We start from the raw sequence: 24,800 nt of genomic DNA on the forward strand, positions 1-24,800 counted from the left end.
CGCAGGGGATTCATCAGCCCCTGAGTCCATTTTTGCCCTCTTTTTAGCCGATGGTCGGCGTCAAGTCCTCTCGGCGAAGGGCCGATATGGCACTCGAATATAACAATTCGGGTTTACTTGCCATGCACCTTCCATCGCTGACTATCTCGAAGCGTCTGACGCTCGGCGGTATTGTCCTGATGCTGCTGATCGCAGTCTCCATTTATGGTGTCATGACGCTGCGCGCCAAACCCCGCCTGATCGAGGCCAGTTCGACACTGGTTCAGGAATCCGGGCAATCCATTGTGAACGGGCTGAGCGCCCAGATGGCCAGCTATGAGGGCATTACGGCCAGCCTGGCCAATCTGGCCGAAACGCTGCCGCTGGATGCGACGATGTTTGCGACCACTTTGCCGTCACTCATTGATGCCAATGGGGACGCCGCCATCGCCGGTGGCGGAATCTGGCCCGAACCGAATGCCTTTACGCCCGGCGTTGAGCGTCGCAGCTTTTTCTGGGGGCGGGGCAGCGATGGCAAGCTTCAATACTCGGATGAGTACAACGCTCCCGGCGGCACCGGCTATCAGCAGGAGAGCTGGTATACCGAGGCGCGCAATGCACCGGCTGGTCAGTGTGTCTGGTCCGCCGCCTATCAGGACCCGGTGACCGGTGAGTCGATGGTGACCTGTAGCGTACCCTGGCAGCGGCAGGGTCAGTTTGCCGGTGTGGCAACCCTGGATATTCGGTTGGGTGGCCTGGCGTCATTGCTTGCGGCCAATGGCGATGCCACCGGCGGTTACGCCTTCGCTCTGGATCGGGAAGGCAATGTGATGTATTTCCCCGGCGTGGATCAGAGCCAGGGGATGCAGTCGTTCACCGACCTGAGCGCCAAAATGGATTGGCTGGCACCGGTCGCGAGCGGCATGGGCAGCAATACCCCGGTCGAAATCCGGGATGCACGTCTTGAGGGACCCGCTTCGGTGAGTCTTTTCAAAATGGCGGATACCGGCTGGACCATTGGTCTGGTGACCCCTCTTAATCGCATCACCAGTCTGGCCAGTACCATGACCCGCGATCTGCTGCTGTTCATCCTGCCGGTGGTTGCGCTCCTGCTGATCCTGGCGTGGTGGGGCAGTCGACTGTTGTTGCGACAGATCAACGAGACGACGCAGCAGATCGATCGTCTCGGAGAAGGAGGGGCCAATGGTGAAGCGCTGTCGATCAGTCGTCATGACGAGATTGGCGCTCTGCGCAGTGCCGTTAACCGTTACGCCGGCAAGCTCAATCATCTGTTTGCCGAGGTCAGCGAGATCTCCGATACCATCGCGGGGCGTACCCGTGAAATCTCGGCGGGCAATATCGATCTGTCTCGCCGTACCGAATCCCAGGCGGCGTCGCTAGAAGAGACGGCTTCGGCGATGGAAGAGATGTCTGCCACGATCGGTCACAACGCCGATAGCGCGCGTCAGGCCAGCCAGCTGGCCAGTGAAGCGTCAGGTATTGCCGAGCAGGGCGGCGAGCAGGTCAACCGGGTCATCAGCTCGATGGAAGAGATCAGCGGCAGTTCGCGCCGGATGTCGGAAATCGTCGAGATGATCGACAGCATCGCCTTTCAGACCAACCTGCTGGCGCTGAATGCCTCGGTCGAGGCGGCGCGGGCCGGTGAACAGGGGCGTGGCTTTGCGGTGGTGGCATCGGAGGTGCGTAATCTGGCCTCGCGCAGCTCGAACTCCGCCAGCGAGATCAGCGCGCTGATCAATGAATCGCTGGGCCGTGTCGAAGAAGGATCGCGCCAGGCGCGGGAGGCGGGTGAGGTCATGACGCGGCTGGTCGGCTCCGTTCAGCGGGTTACCGGGCTGATCAACGAGATTGCGGTGGCCTCGAAACAACAGGCCTCCGGAATCGGCGATATCAACCAGGCCGTCACCGAGATGGATGGGGTGACCCAGCAGAATGCTTCGCTGGTCGAGCAGGTCGCCAGTGCAGCCACGGCGCTCGAAGAGCAGGCCCGTACACTTGAAGAGCTGATGACACGGTTTCAGCAGTCATCAACGCCCGGTCATGATGAGGCAACTGACGAATCGCTTCATTCACACGGCGGGGTGGCGCTGCCGGCCTGATCTGCTGCCTCACCAGGACTGCTTCGAACCCTGCCGCATGGCAGGGTTCGTCGTTTTGGTAGTGGTGGCGGTAGCCGTGATCTTATTCGCCGGCAGCCGTAGGTGGGAGAGTTTCGACCGGCTCCTTTTCCTCGCTGTAGACCATGAGGGTCGAACCGGTCAGGGCCAGGATGATGCCGATGGTGCTGAACAGTGACGGCAGTACCCCATAGAAGGTCAGTGACAGGATAATGGTCAGTACCGGCGCCAGCGCATTGGTGCAGGGCGCAACAATCACGGCTCGGCCACGGCTGAGCGCCATCACCAGAAACAGTGCGCCTACGGCATTGAGTACTTGCGTCACAAGAGTGAGGGCCGGTGCCTGCCAGGGGTAATTGAAGCCGCTGCCGGACATCATCCAGAACGCCACCGGGATCAACAGCAGCCCGCTGATCGTCATCCAGGCAAAGGTAGTCCCGTCGTTGACACCGGCCAGCGATGCCCGCTTCATCAGAAAGGCCTGAACGCCCCAACAGAGGCAGATGATGATGGCCAGCAGCAGCCACGGCCCATAGTTGACCTGATCGGCACCATCACTGGGCAGCGAGAACATGATGATGGCGATCAGTGCTGCTGCGATGCCCACACCGCCAATCGGCGTAATGCGTTCGCGCAGGATGAAGTATGCCATCAGCACGGTAATGGCCGGAGAAATCGAAATGACCGGAAAGATCAGATAGGGAGGGCCGATGGCCAGCGCCTTGAAGAGCAGCAGCTGCCCGCCGGCACCAGTCAGACCGATGGCAAGTCCGTAGAGTGCGGCAATGCCTCGACGATCAAAGCTTTCCCGTTTCAGCGAGAAATAGCAGGGAATCAGCATGGTGATGGCCCAGATGATATAGACCATCTGATCGGGATAACCGTACTTTTCTGTTGGAAGCCCCGAAAATGCCCCCCAGACCCCCCAGAAAAGTACCAGCATAAACGTGTAGAAGATCCAGCTTTTATTGTTCATCGGTATCTCCGGTGGTAGATGGCTGTTGGATTCAGCTTGTCGTTGTTACTTCGAGAGAGACGCCTGCGAGTCTGGCGGCATAGAGCGCGGCGCCGATGGCCGGTGAATGAAGCGGATTGCGCAGTTCGTGATACACGCCAAGACGTGACAGGGTGTGCGTGAAGGTGTCGAGAAACATCGCTTCCCGAAAGAGGCCGCCGGAGTAGGAGACGGGGACCTGCTCCGAGGTTTTGAAACCGAGCTGACGGCAGGTGGTTTCAACCAGTATTGCCAGCTCTTCGGCAGCGTCCCTGAGAATTTTCAGTGCCTGAGGGTCCTGCTGGCGGGCTGCTTCGATGACTGTCAGTGCCAGTTCGGCAATGCGGGTGCGATCGGCCTGCCACTCATTGAGCACCAGATCGATCAGATCGAGGTCACTGGACAGTGCAAAGTGCTGCTGAAACAGTTGATACAGCGGCCCCCTTGCCAGACGGCCATCACTCATGCGGGTAAAGGCATTGAGGCCACGACAGCCGATCCAGTAGGCCGAGCCCTCATCGCCGAATATCTCGCCCCATCCGCCACAGCGCGTCCCTGCGCCCTGTCGCTCGCCATAGGTCATCGAGCCGGTGCCCGCGATGACGTTGATGCCATCGCTGCCACCCAGTGAGCCAGCCCAGCCGCAGATCATGTCGTTACCGCACTGATAGCGACGATGCCCGAGAATGTCGTGGGGCATGTCGTCCAGCGTGGGCAGCACCGAAGAGCCCTCGCCATAGGCGGGCAGACCGAAGAAGGCATGAGAAATCTCATCCGGTGCGATGCCGGCCTCTTTACAGACCTGCCTGACGCCTTCCTGCAGGACGCGGTGGGCCTCCTCCAGGCCGATCGACAGGTAATAACAGGTGCCGGTCTGATGGGTGGCAACGACCCGACCGGTGTCATCCAGCAGACAGAAGGACGTCCTCGTCCCGCCGCCATCAACGCCAAGAAACATGGTCAACCTCCCGGTTTACGCCGACTTCAGCGACTCTTCGCCTCGAAGGGATGAATGGTGACGCCCTTGACGACTCGATTGACTTCACCGGAGGGGAAGGGGTTATCAGGTGTCTTGCCCAGGGCCAGTGAGGTATGCAGAGCCAGGAGCTGGGCCTGCACCAGATAGGGATAGAGCAGCGCCCAGTCCGCCGCCTGCGCCATGTCCCTGATCTGCCACAGGGTGCAGTTCAATGGCTGTTCGGGCGCTCTCGCCGAGATGGCGATCACCGCTTCCTTGCCCTGTTGTTCGCCAAGTTCGCGGAGAATGTCGAGATCGTATTGACGTGCGTAGTCATCGTTGGAAAGAAACACGACTACAAGGGTGCGCTCATCCAGCAGGGATTTGGGACCGTGGCGAAATCCCAGTGGCGTATCGTGATACGCCATCACTCGACCGGCACTCAGCTCCAGAATCTTGAGCGCCGACTCCTGGGCCAGGTCCTTGAAGGGACCGCTGCCGAGATAGACGATGCGCTCGAAACCACGCTGTGCCAGTGCTGCGATTTGTGTCGGAGAAACCGCCATGAGCTGTTCGGTGGCCACACTCAGGCGTGTCACGGTGTCGTTGTCCACCAGTTCCGGGGCCAGTGCACAGAGCACGGCCAGCATCATGGCGGTGATGCTGGAGGTCATGGCAAAGCCCTGATCATCGGCTGCTTCAGGCATCAGCAGGACCAGTGATCGCTCGGCCGTGTCATGCGCGCCGAACAGCTTGCCCTGTGGATTGCAGGTCACCACCAGGTGGTGGCATTCCGGTACGCATTGCTCGGCGAGTTCGGTGGCGGCAATGCTCTCCGGGCTATTGCCTGAGCGAGCGAAGGAAATCAGCAGGACAGGTCTGTTATCCGGGAAGCATTGTTGTGGCCGCGAGACGATATCGGTGGTGGCAATGGCTTCTACCGGGCGCTGCAATTGTGCGGTCAGCGTAGCGGCCAGCATCTGGCCACCGAAGGCCGAGGTACCGGCGCCGGTCAGTACGATACGCAGCTCGGCGCGTGACAGCAGCGGCTCGAGGAAGCTGTCGATCTCCCGTCGCCGTGACTGCAGGCTGTCGAAGAGCGTTCGCCAGACCCGGGGTTGCTGAGCGATTTCACGAACCGTATGGGCCGCTCCGCGCGTTTCGGCATCGGCGACGCCCAGCATGGCATTGGATTCCATTATTGATCTCCCGGGATGGATGAAGGGGTGCAGGCAGCGGCGTAGTCACGCAGTACGGTTGTGACATGATCCAGCAGCAGGGCATGAGGGTGATTGTCCAGCTGACCCTCGCGTACCCGGCGGTACTGCAGGGGCATATAGCGACTCAACAGCGGCAGCGGGATCGGGTGCTCGATCAGATTGTTCACCAGGGTTTGCTGCGCGGCCTGAATGGCGTGGTCCGGCCAGTAGTAGCGAATGCGGTCGCTCAGGCTGAAGCGGCGGGCAAAGCGCAGTTGCGCTTCATCGCCGTGATAGTGGTTCTGCCAGTATTCCGGCGCTTCACACATGCGCCGTTCGATGGTCTCCCCCAGCCGGGATCGCTGCGTATCAGAGACCAGCAGAATTTCCATGTCCTCGAGCGCGAACAGGGCCTCACGCAGCGCGAAGGTCAGACCCGGGCCGACCTTGAGGATGGCAAAGTGGTCATGCACCAGCGCCCTGAGCGCCGAGGGCGTCTGATAGTCCGTGGAGTGCGCTTCGAAGACCAGGTGCTCATGTTCATCCACTACCCTGGAAAGCGCCTGGGCTGCATGGCTCTGGTAATCGATCACATGCATGTGATCGAACTCCACGCCCGGCTGCACGACCAGCCCGATGACCCGTGGCCAGATCGACTCCAGTCCGGCTTTGACAAAGGCCTGCTGGTGGGCAGCGATGGTAGCCCGGGCCGCTTCCGGAGCAGTGGGCGTAATGCCGGATTCCAGTGATTCCTGCGCGCCACCGGGGACGGGGACCTCGGTACCGACGACATACATGAGCCGGCTCTCGCCGAACTGTTCTCGTGCAGTGTCTTCTGCCACGCCGGCAAGCCGGGCTGCGCGCTCGGCTGCCCGTTCATCCCAGAGTGGTGTCGGGTCATCGGCGCAGGACATGCTGCAATCTAGGTGAATCTTTTCGAAACCGGCGGCGACGTAATGCCGAATCAGGCATTCGGCGTGTGTCATGGCCACTTCGGCCTGTTCGTGCTGCCAGCGGTTGGGGCCGAGATGGTCACCGCCGAGGATGATGTTCCGGGAGGGCAGACCCGCTGATTCGGCAATGGCGAGGACAAACTCGCGAAAGTCGGCGGGGGTCATCCCCGTGTAGCCCCCGGTCTGATCGACCTGGTTGGACGTGGCTTCGATCAGGGCCAGGCCATTCGAGGCCCGGGCATGACGCAGAGTGGCCTCCAGGACCAGTGGATGAGCGGAACAGACGGAATATATCCCGACAGGCTCACCCTTCTTGTGGCGAGCAATCAGCTCACTCAGCGGATTCATGCTGTCTCCTCCCGGTTATGCAGTATGTTGGGCGCGGTCTAGGAGAGAATGACCTCGACGTGATGCTCGTGACGCAGTGCTTCGATGTAGGCATCGGGCAGCTGATCGTCGGTGACCAGCCGGTCAATGCCGTCAAAATTGCTGACGAGATACACACTTTTGCGGTCAGCCTTGCTGGAATCGGTAACGGCGACGACTTCGTCGGCAATGGCGATCATGGCGCGATTCAGGCTCGCCTCGTTCTCGTGATCGGTGGTTAATCCTCGAGTCAGCTCCATGGCATCCACACCTAGAAACAGCCGGTCGAAGCGGTGATGGGACAGACTGGCTTCCGCTTCTGCCCCCGAGCAGGAAAGCGCCGTTTTGCGAAGCTTCCCGCCCAGCATGATGATTTCGACGCCAGGCGCATGAGAGAGCTCCATGGCGATATCGAGCCCATTGGTCATGACCAGTAGCGCTTCGTGCTGCTTCAGGTGGCGCGCGATTTCCAGGGTGGTGGTGCCGGCATCGAGAATGATCGAGTCACCGTTATTGACCAGTCGCGCTGCTTCGGCCCCGATTTTTCCCTTTACGCCCGAGTGTTTCTGGCGACGTTCCGCGAAAGCGATTTCCGCGGCCGTGTTCTGGCTCAACACAACAACCCCGTGCATACGCACCACGTAGCCGGCGTTTTCCAAAAGCCGCAGATCGCTGCGAATGGTGACTACCGACACTCCGAGGTGTTGGGCCAGATCATCCACCCGAGCGCGTTCATGCGCTGCCAGGTAGCGAACGATTGCCTCACGTCTTTCCTGTCCAGTCATTCGTCATATCCTTTCGATTTGATTAAACATGCTTTCGTTTTCTTTCTCAAATGATTTTATCGTTTTCGTTATTCTCCATTGGTCGAACAACGCTTGCGAATTGTCGCGCTGACTGCCTGATCGTGCCATGGACGTGGGGCCATCAGGCCTGAGGAAGTCGTCTTTTGCTTGCGAGTAGCCGCAGTGGCCCCGATAAAAAAAGCGCGACAGCCAGTGACGGCTATCGCACCAGGAAACGTTGACCAGGGCTTGATACAGCACCGGAGAAGAGAAAAGAGAGGCATGCCTGCCGGTATCGGGCAGGCGATGTCACCAGGGGAGCCGCTTCGAAATGCGAGCAGTGGGGGAAGCTTTTACCGCTCAGCCCGGTATCTGTGGGTTGAGCGGTCAGGGCCAGCGGATGGGCCCTGTACAGTCTTTCGCGCCATCCGTCACAGCAGCAATGCCGAAGTCAACGGCGCGATAATGAATGACTTTTCGCTGCGCAGAAGCCGGGCGCAGGTGCGCACCGCGCTTGTGTTTGGTACCCGCCGATACCCGGGGCTTGTTGATGAAGTTCGTTGTCAGGGCATTGATGGTGGTTTTTCAGGACCCATCCACTGCTGCGTTATTTTTCCATCTCCCCAGCACCATGATTACCGCGAACTGAATCACCAGCCCCGCTGCCAGCAGCAGCCATACCGACTCGATGGCCATCGAGGCCATATAGAGCAGGGCGCTGATGCCGGCGGGTACCAGGGCATAGGGAATCTGGGTGCGCACGTGAGCGATATGATCGGAGCCGGCGAAGATCGATGCCATCACTGTGGTATCGGAGATGGGCGAGCAGTGGTCACCGAAAATCGAGCCGGAGAAGATGGCGCCGACCGTCATGCTGAGCAGCGTCATGTCGCCCCCGGAAAGCTCAAAGGCCAGCGGGACGCCGATGGGGGTGAGAATTGCCATGGCGCCCCAGGAGCTGCCAGTGGCAAAAGAAATGACCATCGCAATCAGGAAAATCAGTAGCGGTAGCAGCGCGGGTGAGAGCCAGTCGCGGGTGGCATCGATGACATGCTCGCCAGTGCCCAGTGCTTCGGTGACGGTGCCGATGCTCCAGGCCAGCACCATGATCACCAGCGCTGGCAGCATGGTACGAAAGCCTGCCAGCAGTGTCTCCTCGCAATTCTCCAGACTCTGACGCTGTAACAGCGCCATGATCATCCCCGTGGTGACCATGGCAAACGCGGCCCAGGAGAGCGCCACGCTGACATCGGTATCCGCCAGCGCATCCATGATGGCCACGCCTTCAGCACCGCCCCCGTATACCAGAGCCCCCAGCAGGCCACGCTGATCAGGACTGCCAGCGGTAGCAGGAAGTGCCATAGCCGGCCGCGCCCCACGGGCACTTCTCCCAGATCCTCATCGACGCTGGAGAGTGGGGTATCTCCCGGTGCAACCAGCTCACCGGTGGTCTCGGCGCGCTGTTGTGCTTTCGCCATGGGGCCGAAGTCTCCCGCCAGCAGGATCATGGGCACCGAGGCGAGGCAGAGCAGCGCGTAGAAGTTCCAGGGAATCGATTGTAAAAACAGGTGATAGGGTTCTGCCGAGGCGAGGCTCAGGCCCACCAGAGCACCGGCAATCAGCGAGACCTGATAGCCGATCCAGTCCGAGACCGGGCCGAGGGTGGCCATGGGTGCAGAGGTGGCGTCCATGACCCAGGCGAGCTTCTCCCTCGACTGATGCTGCCGGGCGGTAAGGTCACGGGTGGCGTTACCCACGATGACCGAGTTGACGTAATCGTTGAAAAAGATCACCACACCCAGCGCCCACGTCAGCATCAGGGCGCCACGACCGGAATGAATGCGTTTGGAAAGGGTGTGCGCCAGTGCCTGTGAGCCACCGGTACGGTGCATGAAGGCAGCACCTGCCCCAAGTAGTGCCACCAGTACCAGGAAGCGGGCGTTCCATTCATCGGTCATCACCCTGGCAAACCAGTCAAAGGTCTGGCCCACCGCAGCGATGGGGCCGCCCGCCACCAGCCAGCCACCCAGCCAGATGCTGATGAACAGCGAAACATTGACCCGTCGGGTCGCCAGTGCCAGCACCACCGCTGCTATCGGTGGTAGCAGTGAAATCAACGCGTCCATGCCGTGGCTCCCCGCTATTGTTATATCCATCACATTGGAACCACATCAATAAGGTGCCATGCAAGATGGAGACTTCACAGGGAACGCGGGGCGAGGCGGGCAATAAACGGCAGGCCAGCTCGGGTCCGCTTTAAAGCTCCGCTCAGCCCAGGATCTGCGGATTGAGTTGCCAGGTGGCCAGGGTCAGGGCGCTGGCCAGACTCACCCAGAGCAGATAGGGCACCAGTAACAGGCCCGCCAGTGGCTTTCGCCGCCAGAAGGTGATCAGGGTGCACAGGATCAATACCCATAGCACCAGGATGCTGTAGAAGGAGACAGCGCCGAGATGCCATACGAAGTAGAGCCAACTCCACAGGGCATTGAGCGCAAGCTGGATCAGAAACAGATTGAGTGCCTTTCTGCGGGGTCTGCCGCGCCATATCAGCCATGCGGCAATCCCCATCAGACCGTAAAGCGTCATCCAGACCGGGCCGAACACTGCAGCTGGCGGTGCCCACTCCGGCTGTGCGAGCCGTTCATAGAAGTCTACTGCATTGATCGAGGCAATGGCGCCGATGGCGGCAGCCAGGTAGCTGATACCCAGCCAGCCGAGGAGTCCGGTCAATTGTCTGCGCTTTGAAGGGGCTCGCATAAAGGGTGGTCCTTACCGCTTTCATGGAACATCGGGTTGATGAAATCGGCCCAACATAGTCCAGCGCGCCGGGAGCGTCCATGCCGGGTGTTCCACGGGGTTTGTTCGGCATAGCCGGGGATGGCGTCGGAGCGTTATTGATAATACTATTCTCATGCGAATGAAAAATATTCTCATTCAATCAAGGAAAAAGGGAACTGGTGTCAATGAATACTCCATGGAAGCGGTGGGGCCTGGTCACTATGGGCGTCTCCACGACGCTCGGTCTTGCTCAGCCGATTCTGGCGGATGTGCGCAAGCCCACTGCTGAATCAGAGGCCGTTACGACCACGACGGCCCAGGCCACCATTACAGTAAAGGGCAACCGGCTCTACGAGATGCTGCCCTCCGAGCAGACCGGCGGCTATACCGTCGATGCGGCCACGGTGGGCACCAAAACCCCGGCTTCACTGCGCGATATCCCACAGTCGGTCAGCGTGGTCACCCGTGATGCGATCGAGGATGAAAACTTCAATACCCTTGATGAGATGGCCAAACGCACGCCGGGCATGCGGGTACTGAGTAACGGTAATGGCCGTTCGTCGATCTACTCGCGCGGCTATGAGTACAACGAGTACAACATCGATGGTTTGCCTGCGCCGATGGCCAGTATTCTGGGGACCGTACCCAATCTGGCCGCGTTCGATCGGGTCGAGATCATGCGCGGGCCCTCGGGGCTGTTCAACAGCACCAGTGAAATGGGCGGTATCGTCAACCTGGTGCGCAAGCGCCCCACCTACGATTTCCAGGGGCATGTCACGGCCCGCTATGGCAGCTGGGATCAGAACTACGAGGAAACGGACCTCTCGGGGCCGATCAACAGCGATGGCAGCGTTCGTGGGCGCATGGTGATCGCCAACGACGATAGCAACGGCTTTGTCGATCACAACGAGAACACCAACCAGACCTTTTACGGTGCGCTCGATATCGATCTCGACGATGCAACCACGCTGTCACTGGCGTATCTGCGCCAGCACCGGGATATCGTACCGAGTAACGGGGTACCGACCGATACAGAGGGTAATCTGCTGGATTTCCGACGTACCCGTTTCTTCGGCGCCGACTGGAACGACTTCAACAGCCAGAGCAACGACTGGATCGCCGAGCTGACCCACCGCTTCGACAATGGCGGCTATGGACGTATTGCGGCGCGCTACTCCAATCGCGCTGCCGACTACAAGTACGCCTATACCTTCAGCGGCGTGGATGCCAATGACCAGTCCAGCATGGTCGCACTGGGGGGCAGGGTGGATCAGGAGACGGTATCGGCTGATGCCAGCTACAGTCAGCCGTTCGATACCTTCGGCAATGTCAGCGAGTTCGTGGTCGGGACCGACTACAAGCGCTACGAGACCGAAACGGGACAGGGGGTTGCCAGACTGGGCACCATTAACGTCGAGACCTATCATGCGGACCAGTTCGACGAGCCCGCTATCGCCTATACACGGACCAATGATCGCACCACGCTGGAAGAGTACGGCCTCTACTCCAAACTGACCTTTCGGCCCATCCAGCCCCTGGCGCTGATTGTCGGCGGGCGTGTCAGCTCCTATCAGCAGCATCTCAGCGATTATCTTGCTGATGGCGCTTCGGACTCGCGCAGCGATGACGCCCGCTTCACGCCCTATGCCGGGGTCGTGCTCGATCTGGATGAACATCATGCGCTCTACGCCAGTTACTCCGAGGTGTTCATGCCACAGAGTGACAGCGTTGATCAGAACGGCAGGCTGCTGAAACCACGCGAGGGTGAGCAGTACGAAGTCGGTCTCAAGGGTAGCTACTTCAATGGTGATCTGAATGCCCGGATCTCGGCTTTCCGCATGTATGACGAGAATGCTGCGGCAGCGCCTGCCGATAACCCGAGGGCCGGTTACAGCTTTGCAATCGGCAAGCGGCGCATTCAGGGGGCCGAGTTCGAAGTGACCGGCTCACCCATCGAGCACTGGGACATCATTGCCGGCTACACCTATCTCGATACCCGGGTGGAGGAGGGTGACAGCCCGGTTGCCTTTACCCTGATGCCACATAACACACTCAATCTCTGGAGCCAGTACGGGTTCGAGGGAGGGGTGCTGGATGGCTTTCATATTGGCGGCGGCGTCACCGCGATGAGCGACTTCCATACGTCGAGTTCACCAGCGGTAGAAGCACCCGGTTATGCGGTGGTGGATGCCATGATCGGTTACGATTTCACACCGGCTCTCAAGGGACAGCTCAACTTCAACAACATCTTCGACAAGACCTACTACGAGCGCGTGGGCTCTACCAGTACCTTTAACATGTACGGTGCGCCCTCCAATGTCGTGGCTTCGCTGCGCTACGACTTCTGATCGAAGTATGCTCGCCGCGGCCGGCCTATGGGCCATGCCGCGGTGGCTGCTGGTGTTGCGTTGCGAATGGCGTGAACCCGAGCCATTGCCCGGCACCGGGGTTACCGCTTGTCGGTGTCCGGTTACCGGGAGGGGGCCAGCATGAAACGCAATGCACGCTGGAGGGCAACCAGTACCACCGAGGCGTGATCCTCATCCGGAAAGACATGAAACGCGACGCAGGGCTCGCCCGGCAGGTGGCTGACCGTGGCTGCCATGTGTGAGGCGCGACTGATCATGCGTCGCGCGCGCCGTCGGGCCAGGCTTTGTTTGCGATCCGGCGCCCGGGACTGCCAGGGGGCCAGGTGTTCTTCCCATTCACCGACACCGATGAACAGACGTATATCGCGCCGGGTCAGCCTTGTCATGTGCTCTCGCAGTGCCTGCTCGTTCCACCAGATCGAAGGACTGATGGCGACATGGGTGTGAAAGATGCCGGGGCGCCGAGCCAGCACATTCAGCACGAAATAGCCGGCCAGCGAATGCCCGAACAGGCTTTGACGTGCGCCATCCAGCGGCCAGTGGTCACGCAGCTCGGGCAGCAACTGATCGACAATGAAGGTGAGCAATGCATCACCGCCATGCTCGTTGGCACCGGGCATGTACTCCTCGGCCGGTGGGTCGAAGGTGTAGTCGCGGTAACGCTCTCTACCGGTCGAATGGGCGTCGGGCGCGCATGCAATGCCGACCACGGCTGCCGGGGCAATACCGGTGGCCTCGGGGCGACGGCTGGTGCGCTGGATGGCTTCCACGAAGGTGGCAAACAGGGTGTCGGCATCCAGCACTACCACCACCGGCCAGCCCTGCGCCGGTGGTGGGCCTGGCGGTATCCATAGGCGTACGGGATAGGTGAGACCGCTGACCGCACTCTGCCACTTCTCGGTCGGAGTGGGTGATGAAAGGCACATCAGCATGGATCTCCCGGGGTGAGCACATCGTCGACCCGAATCTGCAGTGAGTCATGCGGTGGGTGTTCGACCCGGGCGCGAACGCCATACACTTGTGCCAGTGTTACCGGCGTGATCGCCTCGGCGGGCGTGCCTATCGCCGCAACCCTGCCGTGCGAAAGCATCACGATGCCGTCGGACCAGCGCGCAGCCACGCCAAGATCGTGCAGTACCATCAGAACAATCATGTGGCGCTCGCGGGCCAGGCGATGGACCAGCTGCATCACCCGCAGCTGATGCTGCAGATCCAGGGCGCTGATCGGTTCATCGAGCAGCAGCACGCGCGGTTCCCGGGCCAGCACCTGAGCCAGTGAGACCAGCTGGCGCTGGCCGCCGGAGAGATGATGCAGGCTTTCCAGCGCCAGTTCGGCTACACCGACCCGTGCCAGCACCTCGAACGCCCGCTCTTCCAGAGTGCTGCGAGTATTCGCCGTGGTGTGAAGCGGTGAGGCGCGCAGCGCACTGACCACGCTCTCCAGTACGCTCAGCGCTACCCCCTGGGGCAGACTCTGCGGCATATAGGTGACCAGCCGGGTACGCTCGGAAAGCGAACGCCCCATCAGCTCGCGCCCCTGAAGTCTGATCGAGCCGCTGGCCGGCTGAAGCCCGGCCAGTGCACGCATCAGGGTACTCTTGCCGGCAGCATTGGGCCCGACCAGTGAATGTACCTCTCCGGCGTACAGCTCGGGCAGAGTGATGTCCTCGAGTATTCGGCGTCGGCGATAGCCCGAACTCAGGCGGCTGACTTCCAGTCCTGTTTGCCGAGTATTCATGAAGTGCCTCGCGGTCGCCAGAAGATGAGCAGCAGAAAGGCCGGCACACCCACGATGGCCGTCACGATGCCGATCGGCAGGAGGACACCCGGCACCAGCAGCTTGCTGGCAGCCGAAGCCAGCGACATCAGCAGCGCTCCGGTCAACAGGCTGCCCGGCAGCAGGAAGCGATGCTCCTCTCCCAGCAGCAGCCGGGCGATATGTGGCCCGACCAGACCGACAAAGCCGATCGTGCCCGCGAAGGCCACCGAAGTGGCGGCCAGCAAACTGACCCGCAGCAGCGCCATGAAGCGCAAACGGGTGACATTGATGCCAAAGCTGCGGGCACGATCTTCGCCCAGTCGCAGGGCGGTCAGATGGCCAGCGGCCTGTAGCGAGAACGGCGTGACCAGTAGCAGCACGCCTGCGAGCAGTGCGACGTTGGGCCAGGTCGCGCGCGAGAGCGATCCCATGCTCCAGAATACCAGCTGTTGTAGTGCTGCCTGGGAGGAAACGAACTGGATCAGTGACACCAGCGCATTAAAGACGAACACCAGTGCGATCCCCAGCAGCACGATGGTTTCGATGCCGGTACTGCGCAGCCGAGCCATACATTGCAGCAGTAGTACCGAGCCCAGTGCACAGAGGAAGGCATTGAAAGGCACTGCCCAGTCCGAGGGCATGAACGGTAGGCTGATGCCCAGCACGATGGCGAGGGCGGCCCCGAACGAGGCGGCCGAAGAGACGCCCAGGGTGAAGGGGCTGGCCAGCGGATTGTTGAGGATGGTCTGCATCTCCACGCCGGCCAGTGAGAGCGCGGCGCCGACCAACAGAGCCATCAGGGCATAGGGCAGGCGGACCTGCCACAGGATCGTGGCCTGGGGAGGCGTCAGGCTGTCGGGCGACAGCATGCCTGTCACGATCTGTCCGATTGACAGGGTCGAAGGGCCGGTCGACAGATCCACGACCAGGGCAAGGAGACACAGCAGTGTCAGCCCGAGCAGGATCACGAAACGCCGGATCACGGTACGGCGATGCTCGGCCAGCAGCGCATCGATAGTTGTACCGCTGGTAGCTGCCTCAGGATGAATCGGGTCGCCCTGCCGGATGTGGTCGGTCATCTAGCGGACACCTTCAGGCTGCAGGGGTGTCAGGCTGACCCAGCCGGTGCCGCGGTAGGGTACTGCCAGAAAGCGGCGGTTGATCTCTTCGAGCGTTTGCCCCGGGTCCGTCTCGGCGAAGAGGGTTGGATGAATCCAGCCGGCCAGGGCCTCAATGGCGACGAGATCAAGGGGCGAGTTGAGCAATTGATGAGCCAGGCCATGAACATTGCCCGTCCTGACCGCCGAAAGCTGCGCGATTCCCCGGCGCTGGGTCATGGCTTGCAGTGACGCGCGCGCGGTGTCGGCATCAATGCCGCCGCCCAGCACCATCCCCCCTGTTTTCTGCATATCCGGCCCGCCGGTGGCGATGTAGATGCCGGGATCACGGGTGATGATGTACTCCAGATTCAGCTTGCCCGTGGTGCTGTTCAGTACATCAGCGCCGATGTTATGCCCACCGACGAACTCGATGTAACTCCCTACGCTGCCTTTACCCGGCGAGTAGCAGCAATCCCGGGTAATACCGGCGTGTGCTTCCAGAAAGACCTGCGGGCGATCTGAAGAAGAGCGTTGTGACACTTTCCGTCTGATCCGATCCAGATGTTGCTGGCGGAAGTCGAGAAAGGCTTCGGCCTGCTGCTCATGGCCGGTCAGTTGCCCCAGAATGCGCAGACTGCGGGCCTGATGAGCAAACGGATCATTGAAGAAATCGATGAAGACAACCGGGATACCCGCCGCCTGCAGTTGCGCGAGCCGTGCCTCCCCGGGGCTGCTGCCGAGCGAGAGCACGGCAACATCCGGGGCGGCTGCCAGGATCGACTCCATATCGAAATTCTCTGCCGAGCTGGCCACTTGCGGCAGCGTTTCAAGCGCCGGAAAGCGTTGCAGATAACGTTTGTAGGTGTATGGGCCGAGGCGATGAATATCCCGGGGCCAGGCAGCCAACAGACTGACAGGGTTGGGCGTGATCAGCGACAGCGCAATCAGGTCACGGCTATCGTCGATGGAAATGCTGTCAATGTGCTCTGGTACTTCGACGACACGGCCCCGCAGGTCAACAATCCGGGCTGCCTGAGCCATCGGTGGAAGCAGCGCCATGACGATTGCCAAGCAGGCCGGAAGAAAAGGGAAGCGTCGAGTGCAGGCGGTCATGGCCATTTCCCTGGATAATGGATGATCGGCATGGAAAGCCACCTGGACAGTAGTAAACGACGGGCACCTGGCAAAACGGCCCCGGATCATGATGACGCATGAATTTAATTGATAATATAGATTAAATGCAAATGGTTGTTATTTATGGGCTGGTGGATGCACTCCTTCCTGGCATCGCTATTCAGGCCCGCTTTCGGCTCCGTCATTTCCGGAGGGATGCCCGACATACGTGGCATAAGGGTTGCCATGGTCACCCCGAACTGTGCGAGTCTCTGGAGTGGTTGTTATCCACTGCCATCTCCCGAGGAGAGCCGACCTTGACCAGCGTGATCTATCACAATCCCGATTGCGGCACTTCTCGCAATACTCTGGCGATGATGCGCCATTCCGGCGATGAGCCTCATGTGATCGAGTATCTGAAAACACCGCCTTCGCGCGTGAAGCTGATCGATCTATTGGCCGCGATGCGCCTTACCCCGCGTGAGCTGCTCAGAGAGCAGGATCCGCTCTGCAGCGAGCTGGGGTTGGACGATCCATCGCTGGATTCTGAACAGCTGATCGACGCCATGCTGGCGCATCCCGCCCTGATTGATCGTCCTATCGTGGTAACCGAGCTGGGCGTGCGGCTCTGTCGTCCCTCGGAGAAGGTGCTGGATCTGCTGGCCTACCCGCCGAGCGAATTTACCCGTGAGGATGGCGAGGTCGTGCGCCTGGGGGAGGTCTCCTGAGCCGGGAGAAAGTGCATTCACCAGGCCTTGAGTGACGCAGCGTACGGTTTTCATGCCAGGCCCGCCTTGCAGCGGGCTTGTATTGCCATGATGAACTATCGCTCGGTGGTTGAGGGTAGTGCCTTTGGGCATCGCTCAAAAGGGGGATAACTGATAATCATCCGGGCGTTCCGAGGCTTCCAGCTCTCCCAGTTGAGAGAAATCTACCGGAGTGAGGATCGTATCCAGGGACATGGAGTGATGGGCCAGATTCTTGACGACCCGCACCTGTTCGGGCTGACCGTGGGCATCCACCTTCATTACCCAGGCCAGAAATCCCTGTGAAAATCGCACGAGACTCCCGATCGGGTAGAATCCATGGCGCTGGATATATCGGGTCACCCACTGTTGGTCATACTTTTCGGGTTGGTTGTAGACGTACTGGTAGGCTTCGAAAGGTGTCATGCCAGAGCGCTTGTTGCGCCCGCGCTGCAAAGTATCGAGGCGGTTGATGATAGCGGTGATGCGAGCAATATCATTCAGATCTTTGGCTGTTCGATGCTCGGGATAACCGCTGCCATCCAGGCACTCGTTGGCGCCCATGATGACATCTCGATATGTATCACGGTTGAGCCATTCCAGCTTGTCCAGATGACCGTTTAATACCTCGACGTGACCGCTCAGATACTCCCGTTGCTGACTCGTTAGCGGCGTTTCCAGTGATGGCATCTGTTTACCCAGCATCAGGGGTTTCCCCATCTGGTGCAGCAGGGCACACACGATAATATCGCGCGTTTGAAACGAGAATTGTCGAGTGGGTAGCAGGATGTCGCCCAATTGTCCGGCCACGCAGAGCGAGTGACTCAGCCATTGGGGTTCGTCCTGAAGACAATGAAGGGCGTAGAGCGTCTGCTGGCGATCACGATCAAGCAGATGGATCAGGGTATCGGCGCTGTCATAAAGTGCGTTGCCGGAGAGATGGTGGCCATTTTTCAGGTGCAGCAGGGTAATGTGCAACTGCCGGGCAATTTCCCTGAAGGCCTTGAGCATCGGGGTGGTGTTTTCCTCCGGTGCCGGTGGTGGTTCGGTCGTGGCAGCGGTGTATTTCTCAATGAACAATGGTGATCGGTGAGAATGGCGCGTATCCATACCGAGCCTGTAGGCCAGCTCGCTCTCGGCCTCTCCAACAAGATAGGAGAGACGCTGATCCAGCTGGGATGACATCCCTTCGAAACTGACTCCGATAATGGCGTGATGGGAGCGCCCCGCAGGACGCACATGGCGTACTCTGGCTTCCAGAGTGATTTCCTCACCATTGGGGAAGCTGATGGCCATGGCGGGCAGATAGCCATTGATGTCGAAGTGGGCACACTCTCGCAAGGGAAATTCCAGCATACAGCCGCCCAGGGAGAGATTGCGCAATTGTGCCTGGATGGGAGGCAGCCCTGTGTAGACCTCGATTTCTGCCGAGGCCTTCATGCCCTGGATGAATGGGATGCGTACGCCACCGCGTCGGTTGGTTGTGAACAGGGAGTTGGGCAGCGCGCACTGGATTTCCAGAAATTCTCCGAAATGCCTGACCCGAATCGGTTCGATATCCTCGAAGTGGATACTTTCCGAACCTGCTGGTCCGTTGATCTTTTCGGCATCCAGCATAATCGATGAGTCGAGAAGGTGGTCATCACTGATGTCCTGAAGCCCCGCGATGGCGAGTGACATGGTGCCGGCTTGGGTGTTGACGTGTCTGATACGGGCAGAAACCGGATCCTCGAGGGCGTTCAGAGTCAGTGAAATATCATGCCGATCCCGTGAGATGGCATTGATGACATTGATGACGTAAGCCTCATCTTCCTGTTGCGATAGGGATTTTGCTTCGGAGGTCTCGGACTTCCTTGCCGGTTTGAAACTCATGGCGGGTGCTCTCCATATGAAGGCAGGGCGCTGGTTAAACCTCAGGAAACTGCATCAGGAAAGTGAGTCGGCGGCCGGGGACGACCCAAGGGCTCTCCCTGCCTTTCGATACAGGGCTACTTGAGCAGGCTATCCTGCCGGGCGCTGTTCTCGATCTCCACAGCCACGGTGATCGGATGAAAGGCCCTCCCGGGCGCCATGCGTGTGTTCAGACCGGCACTCGAAGGCCCCTGTCGAATCATATCGATGATCCTGTTGTTCATTCTGGTTCCCTGCAGAAGTGCTTCGGTCTTCCCGGCCGCGCCACTTCATTTTGGAAAAAGGACGATCATTCCCTGATGCCCTTCAGACAGCCCGGTTTTGCAAACGAATATGGTTTCCCTGTTATTGGTATTAATAAAAAAGCAGGTCTATCCGCTCTTGAGAATTGGATAAAGGAATTAATAAGCCCTGAACCGAGCTTAGGACAGCTTTGAGATTGGCAGAAGCAGCAATTGCTCTTCGGATGTTATCAGAGCGACATAAAGCTGCTGGAGGGCCCCTTTTTGGTAGGCAAGTGCAACGGCTGATCGTGAACCGGATAGTGACCTGTCAGGCGATACGGGCACCAGCCGGTTCGCTGGCAGTGTCACGCGATGGAGAATATCCGAGTCAGATACTTGCGGTCAGCCGCCCGATTTCGGCAATTACGCCGTCACGCTCTTCCTTCGAGGCAGCGGGTAAATGGCAATAGGCCGTCACCAGCATGGCGCCACGATGCCCCGGCCACGCGACCCCGATATCGCTGACCGCGCCGCTTGCGTTGGTGCCGGTCTTGTCGCCAATCAGCCATGTGTCGGGCATGCCGGCGCGCAATCGATCACTGCCGGTCTGGCTTTCCACCAGCCAGGCGCTCAGATGGTGGCGTGAGGCAGAGGAGAGGGCATCTGCAAACAACAGTTTGCGCAGGTTGCCCAGCATGGCCCATGGGGTCGTGGTATCACGCTGGTCATCTTCGGAGTCGTGCTCGTTGAGTGCCGGCTCGATTCGGTCGAAGCGGGTAACCCGGTCATCCAGCGAGCGGGTATAGGCGGTCAGGGCCGTTGGGCCGCCAAAGCTTGTCAGCAGCAGGTTACCGGCCGTGTTGTCGCTGTGCGTAATGGCGGCCCGACAGAGTGCTTCCAGAGTCATGCCCTGGGGGCCGGCATATTGCCGTGTGATCGGTGACCATTCGAGCAGGTCCTGCTGTTCAAAGCGAATGCGGCGCGTCAGCTGCTCGCGGCCACGATCGACACGGGCCAGTACCAGGGCCGCTGCCATGACCTTGCCGGTGCTGGTGAGCAGAAAGCGTTCATTGGCCCGATGCCTCACACAACGGCCGCTGGCGATATCACAGATGGCGACGCCCAGTCGGCTGCCGGTATGTTGCCGTTCAAGCGCCTTGAGACGTTCAACCACATCGCTGAGTCCATCGACGGAATAGGCCTCGGCAGGCCGGACCAGCAGGGCTGGCAGGAGCATCATGGAGGTATTCAGAAGGCGACGGCGGGACAGCAGTGGCATCAGAGAATGCTCCGAGAGACCTTCAGAGAATGAATGGCACGTCCGCAAACCATCCTGCATGCTCTTGCGGGCGGATTGTGGCGTATCGGAGGAGACAATCGAGTCAGATTAAAGCGATGCGCCAAGCAGACATGATGCCATAGCTCAGTGCGCAGACATCATGAAAAAGGGAATGGGCTTCATCGGAAAGAAGTGGGTGCCGACAAATCGGCAAGCGGACCTGGATCACATGTCGGCGTTTCAGGCCGAATTTAACGAAGCACCTTCTGCCAGCGCTTGATCTTCATGCGGGAGCGTCTGGAATAGAGCTGCTTGGTCGTCAGTTTACGGGGTTTCAGAAGGAGCTGCTGGTTATCATCAAGTTCGAGATCAAATATGCGTTGGGCACCTATCGGACCGTTTTCCGAGCCGAAAACAGCAATGAGGCCGATCTCCAGCGAGCGCAGTTCGAGCTTTTGCTCATTGGAAGTATATTTCTCGTCCAGATGAATACCCTGCTCGCGGGCGACCTGCTGGATCAGGTCACCGAACATGCCAGCTTCCATGTAGTCGCCCGATTTCAGCGGGCCCTGGCGGGTGACCCGGGCCAGGTGATGCTCGCTTGAACTAATATCACGGCTTGAACTTTCCCCCTGCTGATCGAGAACATCGGTGACATCGCTGAACCAGGTGCCATGGGAGGTCTCGAGCTGTACCACTACGGCTTCAACGAAGATCGCCTGCACACTCATGTTACTGATCAGGCAAAGGGAGTTGATATCCCGCCCGCGGCCGCGATTGATGACGATGCGAGGGCTCTGCTGCACCCTGAAATTGTGCAAGAGCAGCTGCAGATAGATGCCCCAGATCAGCAACATGCCGAAACTGACGATGCCGCTGAATACAGCGGCGTTGGCGGTCAACCAGCTCCAGAAGGCGGTGGCCCAGGTCAACATGGTTTTGTCCTTGAAAGGAGGCAACAACGCGAGTTTGCCCGTGCAGGATGAAGCGCCAGCTTTCGAATCGCGGTTCAAATACCCTCTTGTCAGAGACTTGAGGCAGTACCGCTCGATAGCCGATCAATGGATGTCTCAACCGTAGTGCAGATATGGGCTCGAAGCGAATGGCCACGCGGCCTTGTGTGCTGCCGCTGCCCCGGGCAGCGGCAGGGACTCAGTTGACCATTTCCGGCTCTTCGCCCAGGCGGCGGCCCTGAGCGAGCCGATCGATCAGTTGCATCTCGTCATCATCGAGTTCGAAATCGAAGATGGCGGTATTTTCCAGCAGTCGTGCCGGGGTAACCGATTTGGGGAAGACAATGGAGCCGAGCTCGATATGCCAGCGTAAAATGATCTGGGCCGGCGTTTTATCATGTCGCACGGCCATGGCTGCAAGGCGCTCGTCATCAAGCAGTTCGCCGCCTTGCGCCAGCGGGCTCCAGGCTTCGGTGGCGATGCCTCGACGCTGATGAAATTCACGCAGCAGGGACTGCGGCAGTAGTGGGTGCAGCTCGATCTGATTGACCACCGGCATGACGCCGGTTTCCTGTTCCAGGCGTTCGATATCCATCTCCCGAAAGTTGGAGACGCCAATCGAGCGGATCCGCCCCTCCTGCTGCAGCCGGATGAACGCCTGCCATGTCTCGACAAACCGGTTGCGCTCGGGGCATGGCCAGTGGATCAGATAAAGATCGAGATATTCCAGACCCAGTCGGGTCATGCTCTTGTCGAAGGCAGTGAGTGTTTCGTCGTAACCCTGCTGATCGTTCCAGAGTTTGGTGGTAATGAACAGTGCCTCGCGAGGTAGATCAGTCTCTGCAATGGCGCGTCCGACACCAGCCTCGTTGCCATAAATGGCGGCCGTATCGATATGACGATAACCGAACTCGAAGGCAGTACGAACGGTTTCAGTCGCTTGATCGGAGGGGATTTTCCAGGTGCCGAGTCCGAGCTGCGGGATCAGGTAGCCGTCACGGAGAGGGATATCGGGAATTACGGACATGCCGGACTCCTTGCTTCGAGCGGGGCCACGATATAGCCCCTTGTCACCTTTCAGTGTCGATGCTGGCCAGGCTTGACGCCAACACGACCTTGGGGGCAGGAGAGACGGCGCGATGCCGGCGCCGAAGCAACGCAGTCGTTATGTGCCCCGAAAGGTGCGTTATGCTGATGCCGGAATACATCAGGGCACGCAAGGGCATGGCAACGCAGAAGGAACGTCACTACACCAGCAGAATCGGTTGGCTGCGGGCGGCCGTATTGGGGGCCAATGACGGTATTGTATCCACAGCCAGCCTGATCGTCGGTGTGGCGGCTTCCAGCGCAACACATGGCAGCATCGTGTTGACAGGCCTGGCCGGATGCGTGGCCGGGGCAATGTCAATGGCTGCCGGGGAATACGTTTCCGTCAGCTCTCAGGCGGATACCGAGAGAGCCGATCTGGTGCGCGAGCAGGGAGAGCTGGACCGGGATTATGATGACGAGCGCCGCGAGCTGGCCGAAATCTATAGACAACGAGGGTTGGAGCCGGACCTGGCCCTCACGGTAGCGGATCAGTTGATGGCGCATGATGCGCTGGCAGCTCATGCACGCGATGAACTGGGGTTGAGTACGGTCCATCGAGCGCGACCGATTCAGGCCGCGCTGGCATCTGCATTGACCTTCCTGGCGGGTGCCCTGTTGCCTGTGTTGTTAACGGTATTCAGCCCGTGGGAATGGGTGATTCCTGTGGTAGGCAGTGGCGCACTGCTGGCACTGGCTCTGTTGGGGGGAGTTTCGGCCCGTGTTGGCGGCGCCAGCATGCTGATGGGGGCGGCGAGAGTGGTGTTCTGGGGTGTATTGGCCATGCTGTTTACTGCTGCTGTAGGCAAGCTGTTCGGCGGGGGCGGTTAAGCGTGTCGCCGTCGCAGGGGGCAAACGAAACATGACGCCACGATCAGATCCATAGCGTCAGGAATGATCCCTGACGGCCCTGTCAGGTCTCACTCCTGCACTTGCCAGCTGTTCTCTGAAGCTGCCTTCGTCCCTGAAATGCGCCGACGGACTCCATGTCAGCTCCAGACATTCAGAGGACTCTGGCTGGCGGCCCCTTTATAAGATGGGACGCAGCCCAATACCAGTAACCTTACGTTACCGTAAGCTTGGGTTATGTCATGCCATTGCCGTATGGCCTGAGGGTCATCGGAAGGACGGTGCTGTTTTGGTCAGGGCACGCGGGGAGGGTCAATGAATCCGTTATGATCGACCTCCGGCGCTTTTGGCAAGGTGCTGACCGTACCGATACGATACTCCCGCCATGCCGTCATCGCCGCTTCCAGCAACTCGGGGGCGTAGGCATGTTCCGTGAGGTATGTTTCCAGTTGAGCCGAGTCGTTCAGTTCCCGGGGAAAGTCGGCATCACCGGCAATTTCTTCCCCCAGATCCCCTATGTCATCCCCACGTCCTGCCTGAGATGTGATGAAGTTATAAAAGTTCATGAGACTCCGATGCACGGCAATTGCAGGTTTATATCAAAACAGTATTTTCAGAGGTGGTCCGAGTAATAACCAGCAGAGCGTTCTTTCTTGCGGTTTTATGTTTTAAACCAAATCGAGCCCATTGGCTACTGCAATAGCTTATATCAGATAATCCTGTAGAGCCGGGTCAGCGACGTCGGCGCTTTTGCCATAATTGCCGAGCCGTACGTTTGACCTTGCGCTGGTTTTCCGGCTTTTTCAGCCATCTTACTATCATGGCGCCAATAGCGCGTTTCATGGGAGCGCTCCTGATGGTGACCGATGCTGTCAGTCTGGCAGAAAATATCGTAAAAGACGTAACGCTGATTGATTGAACCTGTTAGCGATGTCTTCGCTGCAGATGAAAGATAACTTTCGATATGAAGCAGCCTGGACTTTTTTATTAATAATACTGAGTCTATAAGGGATAGATCTTCAGTGTTTGGAAGGAGCTGGTCCAGGAGTCAATATGTAACAATCCCGGGTATGCAGGAAGAGCGTTTAATGCTCTGGCATATACAAAGAGTTGATTGCTTTTAACCCTTTAATACGATCGCTGAAAATATGGGCCAGTATGTGACTTTAAAAGTCTATCAATATATGAGATGAGTGCCATCGATAAAAATAACCTGAGTTATGACAGTCTGGCAGCTCTTCTGTAGTGCTTGTCACGCCGG

20 protein-coding genes and 1 pseudogene are annotated in these 24,800 nt (G+C 59.2%); 4 read left to right on the forward strand and 17 right to left on the reverse strand.

Annotated features, from left to right (window positions below; all coding sequences use genetic code 11):
* Positions 1–86 precede the first annotated feature (86 nt).
* Positions 87–2,099, forward strand: coding sequence for a methyl-accepting chemotaxis protein (locus FY550_RS17000; RefSeq protein ID WP_168201477.1), 2,013 nt, complete (start codon positions 87–89; stop codon positions 2,097–2,099).
* An 82-nt stretch (positions 2,100–2,181) separates the two neighbouring features.
* On the opposite strand, the gene FY550_RS02045 is transcribed toward FY550_RS17000, so the two are convergent.
* The 7 genes and pseudogenes from FY550_RS02045 to FY550_RS02075 all read right to left on the reverse strand — a co-directional run bounded on the left by FY550_RS02045 (position 2,182) and on the right by FY550_RS02075 (position 10,129).
* A complete protein-coding gene (locus tag FY550_RS02045) occupies positions 2,182–3,093 on the reverse strand; it encodes a DMT family transporter (RefSeq protein WP_070981246.1) in 912 nt (303 codons plus the stop codon).
* Between the two features lie 31 nt (positions 3,094–3,124).
* A complete protein-coding gene (locus FY550_RS02050; RefSeq protein ID WP_070981248.1) occupies positions 3,125–4,069 on the reverse strand; it encodes an N-acetylglucosamine kinase in 945 nt (314 codons plus the stop codon).
* 26 nt (positions 4,070–4,095) lie between these two features.
* Complete coding sequence (locus tag FY550_RS02055) at positions 4,096–5,268, reverse strand: SIS domain-containing protein (protein WP_070981250.1); 1,173 nt, start codon at positions 5,266–5,268, stop codon at positions 4,096–4,098.
* Positions 5,268–6,569: a D-tagatose-bisphosphate aldolase, class II, non-catalytic subunit gene (locus tag FY550_RS02060; protein ID WP_070981253.1), complete on the reverse strand. Its 1,302-nt coding sequence runs from the start codon at positions 6,567–6,569 to the stop codon at positions 5,268–5,270. Before FY550_RS02060 ends, FY550_RS02055 begins: the two co-directional genes overlap by 1 nt.
* 38 nt (positions 6,570–6,607) lie before the next feature.
* The gene (gene agaR / locus FY550_RS02065) at positions 6,608–7,372 is read right to left on the reverse strand and encodes a transcriptional repressor AgaR (protein WP_070981255.1); all 765 of its coding nucleotides are present in this window, start codon (positions 7,370–7,372) and stop codon (positions 6,608–6,610) included.
* A gap of 585 nt (positions 7,373–7,957) precedes the next feature.
* Positions 7,958–9,528 (reverse strand): annotated as a pseudogene (locus FY550_RS17205) (Na+/H+ antiporter NhaC family protein).
* Between the two features lie 112 nt (positions 9,529–9,640).
* The gene (locus tag FY550_RS02075; protein ID WP_149054324.1) at positions 9,641–10,129 is read right to left on the reverse strand and encodes a TspO/MBR family protein; all 489 of its coding nucleotides are present in this window, start codon (positions 10,127–10,129) and stop codon (positions 9,641–9,643) included.
* A 206-nt stretch (positions 10,130–10,335) separates the two neighbouring features.
* Between FY550_RS02075 and FY550_RS02080 the strand changes: the two genes are divergently transcribed.
* A complete protein-coding gene (locus tag FY550_RS02080; RefSeq protein ID WP_070981260.1) occupies positions 10,336–12,498 on the forward strand; it encodes a TonB-dependent siderophore receptor in 2,163 nt (720 codons plus the stop codon).
* 122 nt (positions 12,499–12,620) lie between these two features.
* Here the strand turns inward: FY550_RS02080 and FY550_RS02085 are convergent, their stop codons facing one another.
* The 4 genes from FY550_RS02085 to FY550_RS02100 are packed head-to-tail and all read right to left on the reverse strand — an operon-like array spanning position 12,621 to position 16,491.
* Positions 12,621–13,451 carry an alpha/beta hydrolase gene (locus FY550_RS02085; RefSeq protein WP_084388271.1) on the reverse strand — a complete coding sequence of 277 codons (831 nt, stop codon included), beginning with the start codon at positions 13,449–13,451 and terminating at the stop codon, positions 12,621–12,623.
* Positions 13,445–14,257 carry an ABC transporter ATP-binding protein gene (locus FY550_RS02090; protein WP_070981262.1) on the reverse strand — a complete coding sequence of 271 codons (813 nt, stop codon included), beginning with the start codon at positions 14,255–14,257 and terminating at the stop codon, positions 13,445–13,447. Before FY550_RS02090 ends, FY550_RS02085 begins: the two co-directional genes overlap by 7 nt.
* Complete coding sequence (locus FY550_RS02095) at positions 14,254–15,357, reverse strand: FecCD family ABC transporter permease (RefSeq protein ID WP_070981264.1); 1,104 nt, start codon at positions 15,355–15,357, stop codon at positions 14,254–14,256. The genes FY550_RS02090 and FY550_RS02095 overlap by 4 nt, the downstream gene beginning before the upstream one ends.
* Positions 15,358–16,491: an ABC transporter substrate-binding protein gene (locus FY550_RS02100; RefSeq protein ID WP_070981266.1), complete on the reverse strand. Its 1,134-nt coding sequence runs from the start codon at positions 16,489–16,491 to the stop codon at positions 15,358–15,360. It abuts the gene before it with no gap.
* Between the two features lie 326 nt (positions 16,492–16,817).
* Between FY550_RS02100 and arsC the strand changes: the two genes are divergently transcribed.
* Positions 16,818–17,219, forward strand: coding sequence for an arsenate reductase (glutaredoxin) (gene arsC / locus FY550_RS02105; protein WP_456073126.1), 402 nt, complete (start codon positions 16,818–16,820; stop codon positions 17,217–17,219).
* A gap of 135 nt (positions 17,220–17,354) precedes the next feature.
* Here the strand turns inward: arsC and FY550_RS02110 are convergent, their stop codons facing one another.
* The 5 genes from FY550_RS02110 to FY550_RS02125 form a co-directional block, all read right to left on the reverse strand.
* Positions 17,355–19,109 carry an HD domain-containing phosphohydrolase gene (locus tag FY550_RS02110; RefSeq protein ID WP_149054325.1) on the reverse strand — a complete coding sequence of 585 codons (1,755 nt, stop codon included), beginning with the start codon at positions 19,107–19,109 and terminating at the stop codon, positions 17,355–17,357.
* Positions 19,110–19,225: 116 nt separating this feature from the next.
* Positions 19,226–19,372, reverse strand: a complete 147-nt coding sequence (locus FY550_RS16830) for a hypothetical protein (protein ID WP_168169367.1) — start codon at positions 19,370–19,372, stop codon at positions 19,226–19,228.
* Between the two features lie 388 nt (positions 19,373–19,760).
* Positions 19,761–20,651 (reverse strand): class A beta-lactamase, encoded by an 891-nt coding sequence (gene bla, locus FY550_RS02115; RefSeq protein WP_070981276.1) that lies wholly within the window; start codon positions 20,649–20,651, stop codon positions 19,761–19,763.
* A gap of 251 nt (positions 20,652–20,902) precedes the next feature.
* A complete protein-coding gene (locus FY550_RS02120; RefSeq protein WP_070981278.1) occupies positions 20,903–21,586 on the reverse strand; it encodes a hypothetical protein in 684 nt (227 codons plus the stop codon).
* 217 nt (positions 21,587–21,803) lie between these two features.
* Positions 21,804–22,631, reverse strand: a complete 828-nt coding sequence (locus FY550_RS02125) for an aldo/keto reductase (RefSeq protein ID WP_070981281.1) — start codon at positions 22,629–22,631, stop codon at positions 21,804–21,806.
* 167 nt (positions 22,632–22,798) lie between these two features.
* Here FY550_RS02125 and FY550_RS02130 point away from each other — a divergent pair, with 167 nt between their 5' ends.
* Positions 22,799–23,521, forward strand: coding sequence for a VIT1/CCC1 transporter family protein (locus FY550_RS02130; RefSeq protein ID WP_233350254.1), 723 nt, complete (start codon positions 22,799–22,801; stop codon positions 23,519–23,521).
* Positions 23,522–23,832: 311 nt separating this feature from the next.
* Here FY550_RS02130 and FY550_RS02135 read toward each other — a convergent pair whose 3' ends face one another.
* Positions 23,833–24,105 carry a YozE family protein gene (locus tag FY550_RS02135; RefSeq protein ID WP_070981283.1) on the reverse strand — a complete coding sequence of 91 codons (273 nt, stop codon included), beginning with the start codon at positions 24,103–24,105 and terminating at the stop codon, positions 23,833–23,835.
* Between the last annotated feature and the right edge of the window lie 695 nt (positions 24,106–24,800).

Source organism: Kushneria phosphatilytica (genome assembly GCF_008247605.1).
GTDB classification, from domain to species: Bacteria; Pseudomonadota; Gammaproteobacteria; order Pseudomonadales; family Halomonadaceae; genus Kushneria; species Kushneria phosphatilytica.

Coding starts and splice junctions, on each gene's coding strand:
- FY550_RS02060 (WP_070981253.1), bottom strand. CDS start 6,569: ATGAATCCGCTGAGTGAGCTGATTGCTCGCCACAAGAAGGGTGAGCCT.
- FY550_RS02075 (WP_149054324.1), bottom strand. CDS start 10,129: ATGCGAGCCCCTTCAAAGCGCAGACAATTGACCGGACTCCTCGGCTGG.
- FY550_RS02085 (WP_084388271.1), bottom strand. CDS start 13,451: ATGCTGATGTGCCTTTCATCACCCACTCCGACCGAGAAGTGGCAGAGT.
- FY550_RS02080 (WP_070981260.1), top strand. CDS start 10,336: ATGAATACTCCATGGAAGCGGTGGGGCCTGGTCACTATGGGCGTCTCC.
- FY550_RS02095 (WP_070981264.1), bottom strand. CDS start 15,357: ATGACCGACCACATCCGGCAGGGCGACCCGATTCATCCTGAGGCAGCT.
- bla (WP_070981276.1), bottom strand. CDS start 20,651: ATGCCACTGCTGTCCCGCCGTCGCCTTCTGAATACCTCCATGATGCTC.
- agaR (WP_070981255.1), bottom strand. CDS start 7,372: ATGACTGGACAGGAAAGACGTGAGGCAATCGTTCGCTACCTGGCAGCG.
- FY550_RS02055 (WP_070981250.1), bottom strand. CDS start 5,268: ATGGAATCCAATGCCATGCTGGGCGTCGCCGATGCCGAAACGCGCGGA.
- FY550_RS02110 (WP_149054325.1), bottom strand. CDS start 19,109: ATGAGTTTCAAACCGGCAAGGAAGTCCGAGACCTCCGAAGCAAAATCC.
- FY550_RS02050 (WP_070981248.1), bottom strand. CDS start 4,069: ATGTTTCTTGGCGTTGATGGCGGCGGGACGAGGACGTCCTTCTGTCTG.
- FY550_RS02090 (WP_070981262.1), bottom strand. CDS start 14,257: ATGAATACTCGGCAAACAGGACTGGAAGTCAGCCGCCTGAGTTCGGGC.
- FY550_RS02125 (WP_070981281.1), bottom strand. CDS start 22,631: ATGTCCGTAATTCCCGATATCCCTCTCCGTGACGGCTACCTGATCCCG.
- FY550_RS17000 (WP_168201477.1), top strand. CDS start 87: ATGGCACTCGAATATAACAATTCGGGTTTACTTGCCATGCACCTTCCA.
- FY550_RS16830 (WP_168169367.1), bottom strand. CDS start 19,372: ATGAACAACAGGATCATCGATATGATTCGACAGGGGCCTTCGAGTGCC.
- FY550_RS02120 (WP_070981278.1), bottom strand. CDS start 21,586: ATGTTGACCTGGGCCACCGCCTTCTGGAGCTGGTTGACCGCCAACGCC.
- FY550_RS02100 (WP_070981266.1), bottom strand. CDS start 16,491: ATGACCGCCTGCACTCGACGCTTCCCTTTTCTTCCGGCCTGCTTGGCA.
- FY550_RS02045 (WP_070981246.1), bottom strand. CDS start 3,093: ATGAACAATAAAAGCTGGATCTTCTACACGTTTATGCTGGTACTTTTC.
- FY550_RS02130 (WP_233350254.1), top strand. CDS start 22,799: ATGCCGGAATACATCAGGGCACGCAAGGGCATGGCAACGCAGAAGGAA.
- FY550_RS02135 (WP_070981283.1), bottom strand. CDS start 24,105: ATGAACTTTTATAACTTCATCACATCTCAGGCAGGACGTGGGGATGAC.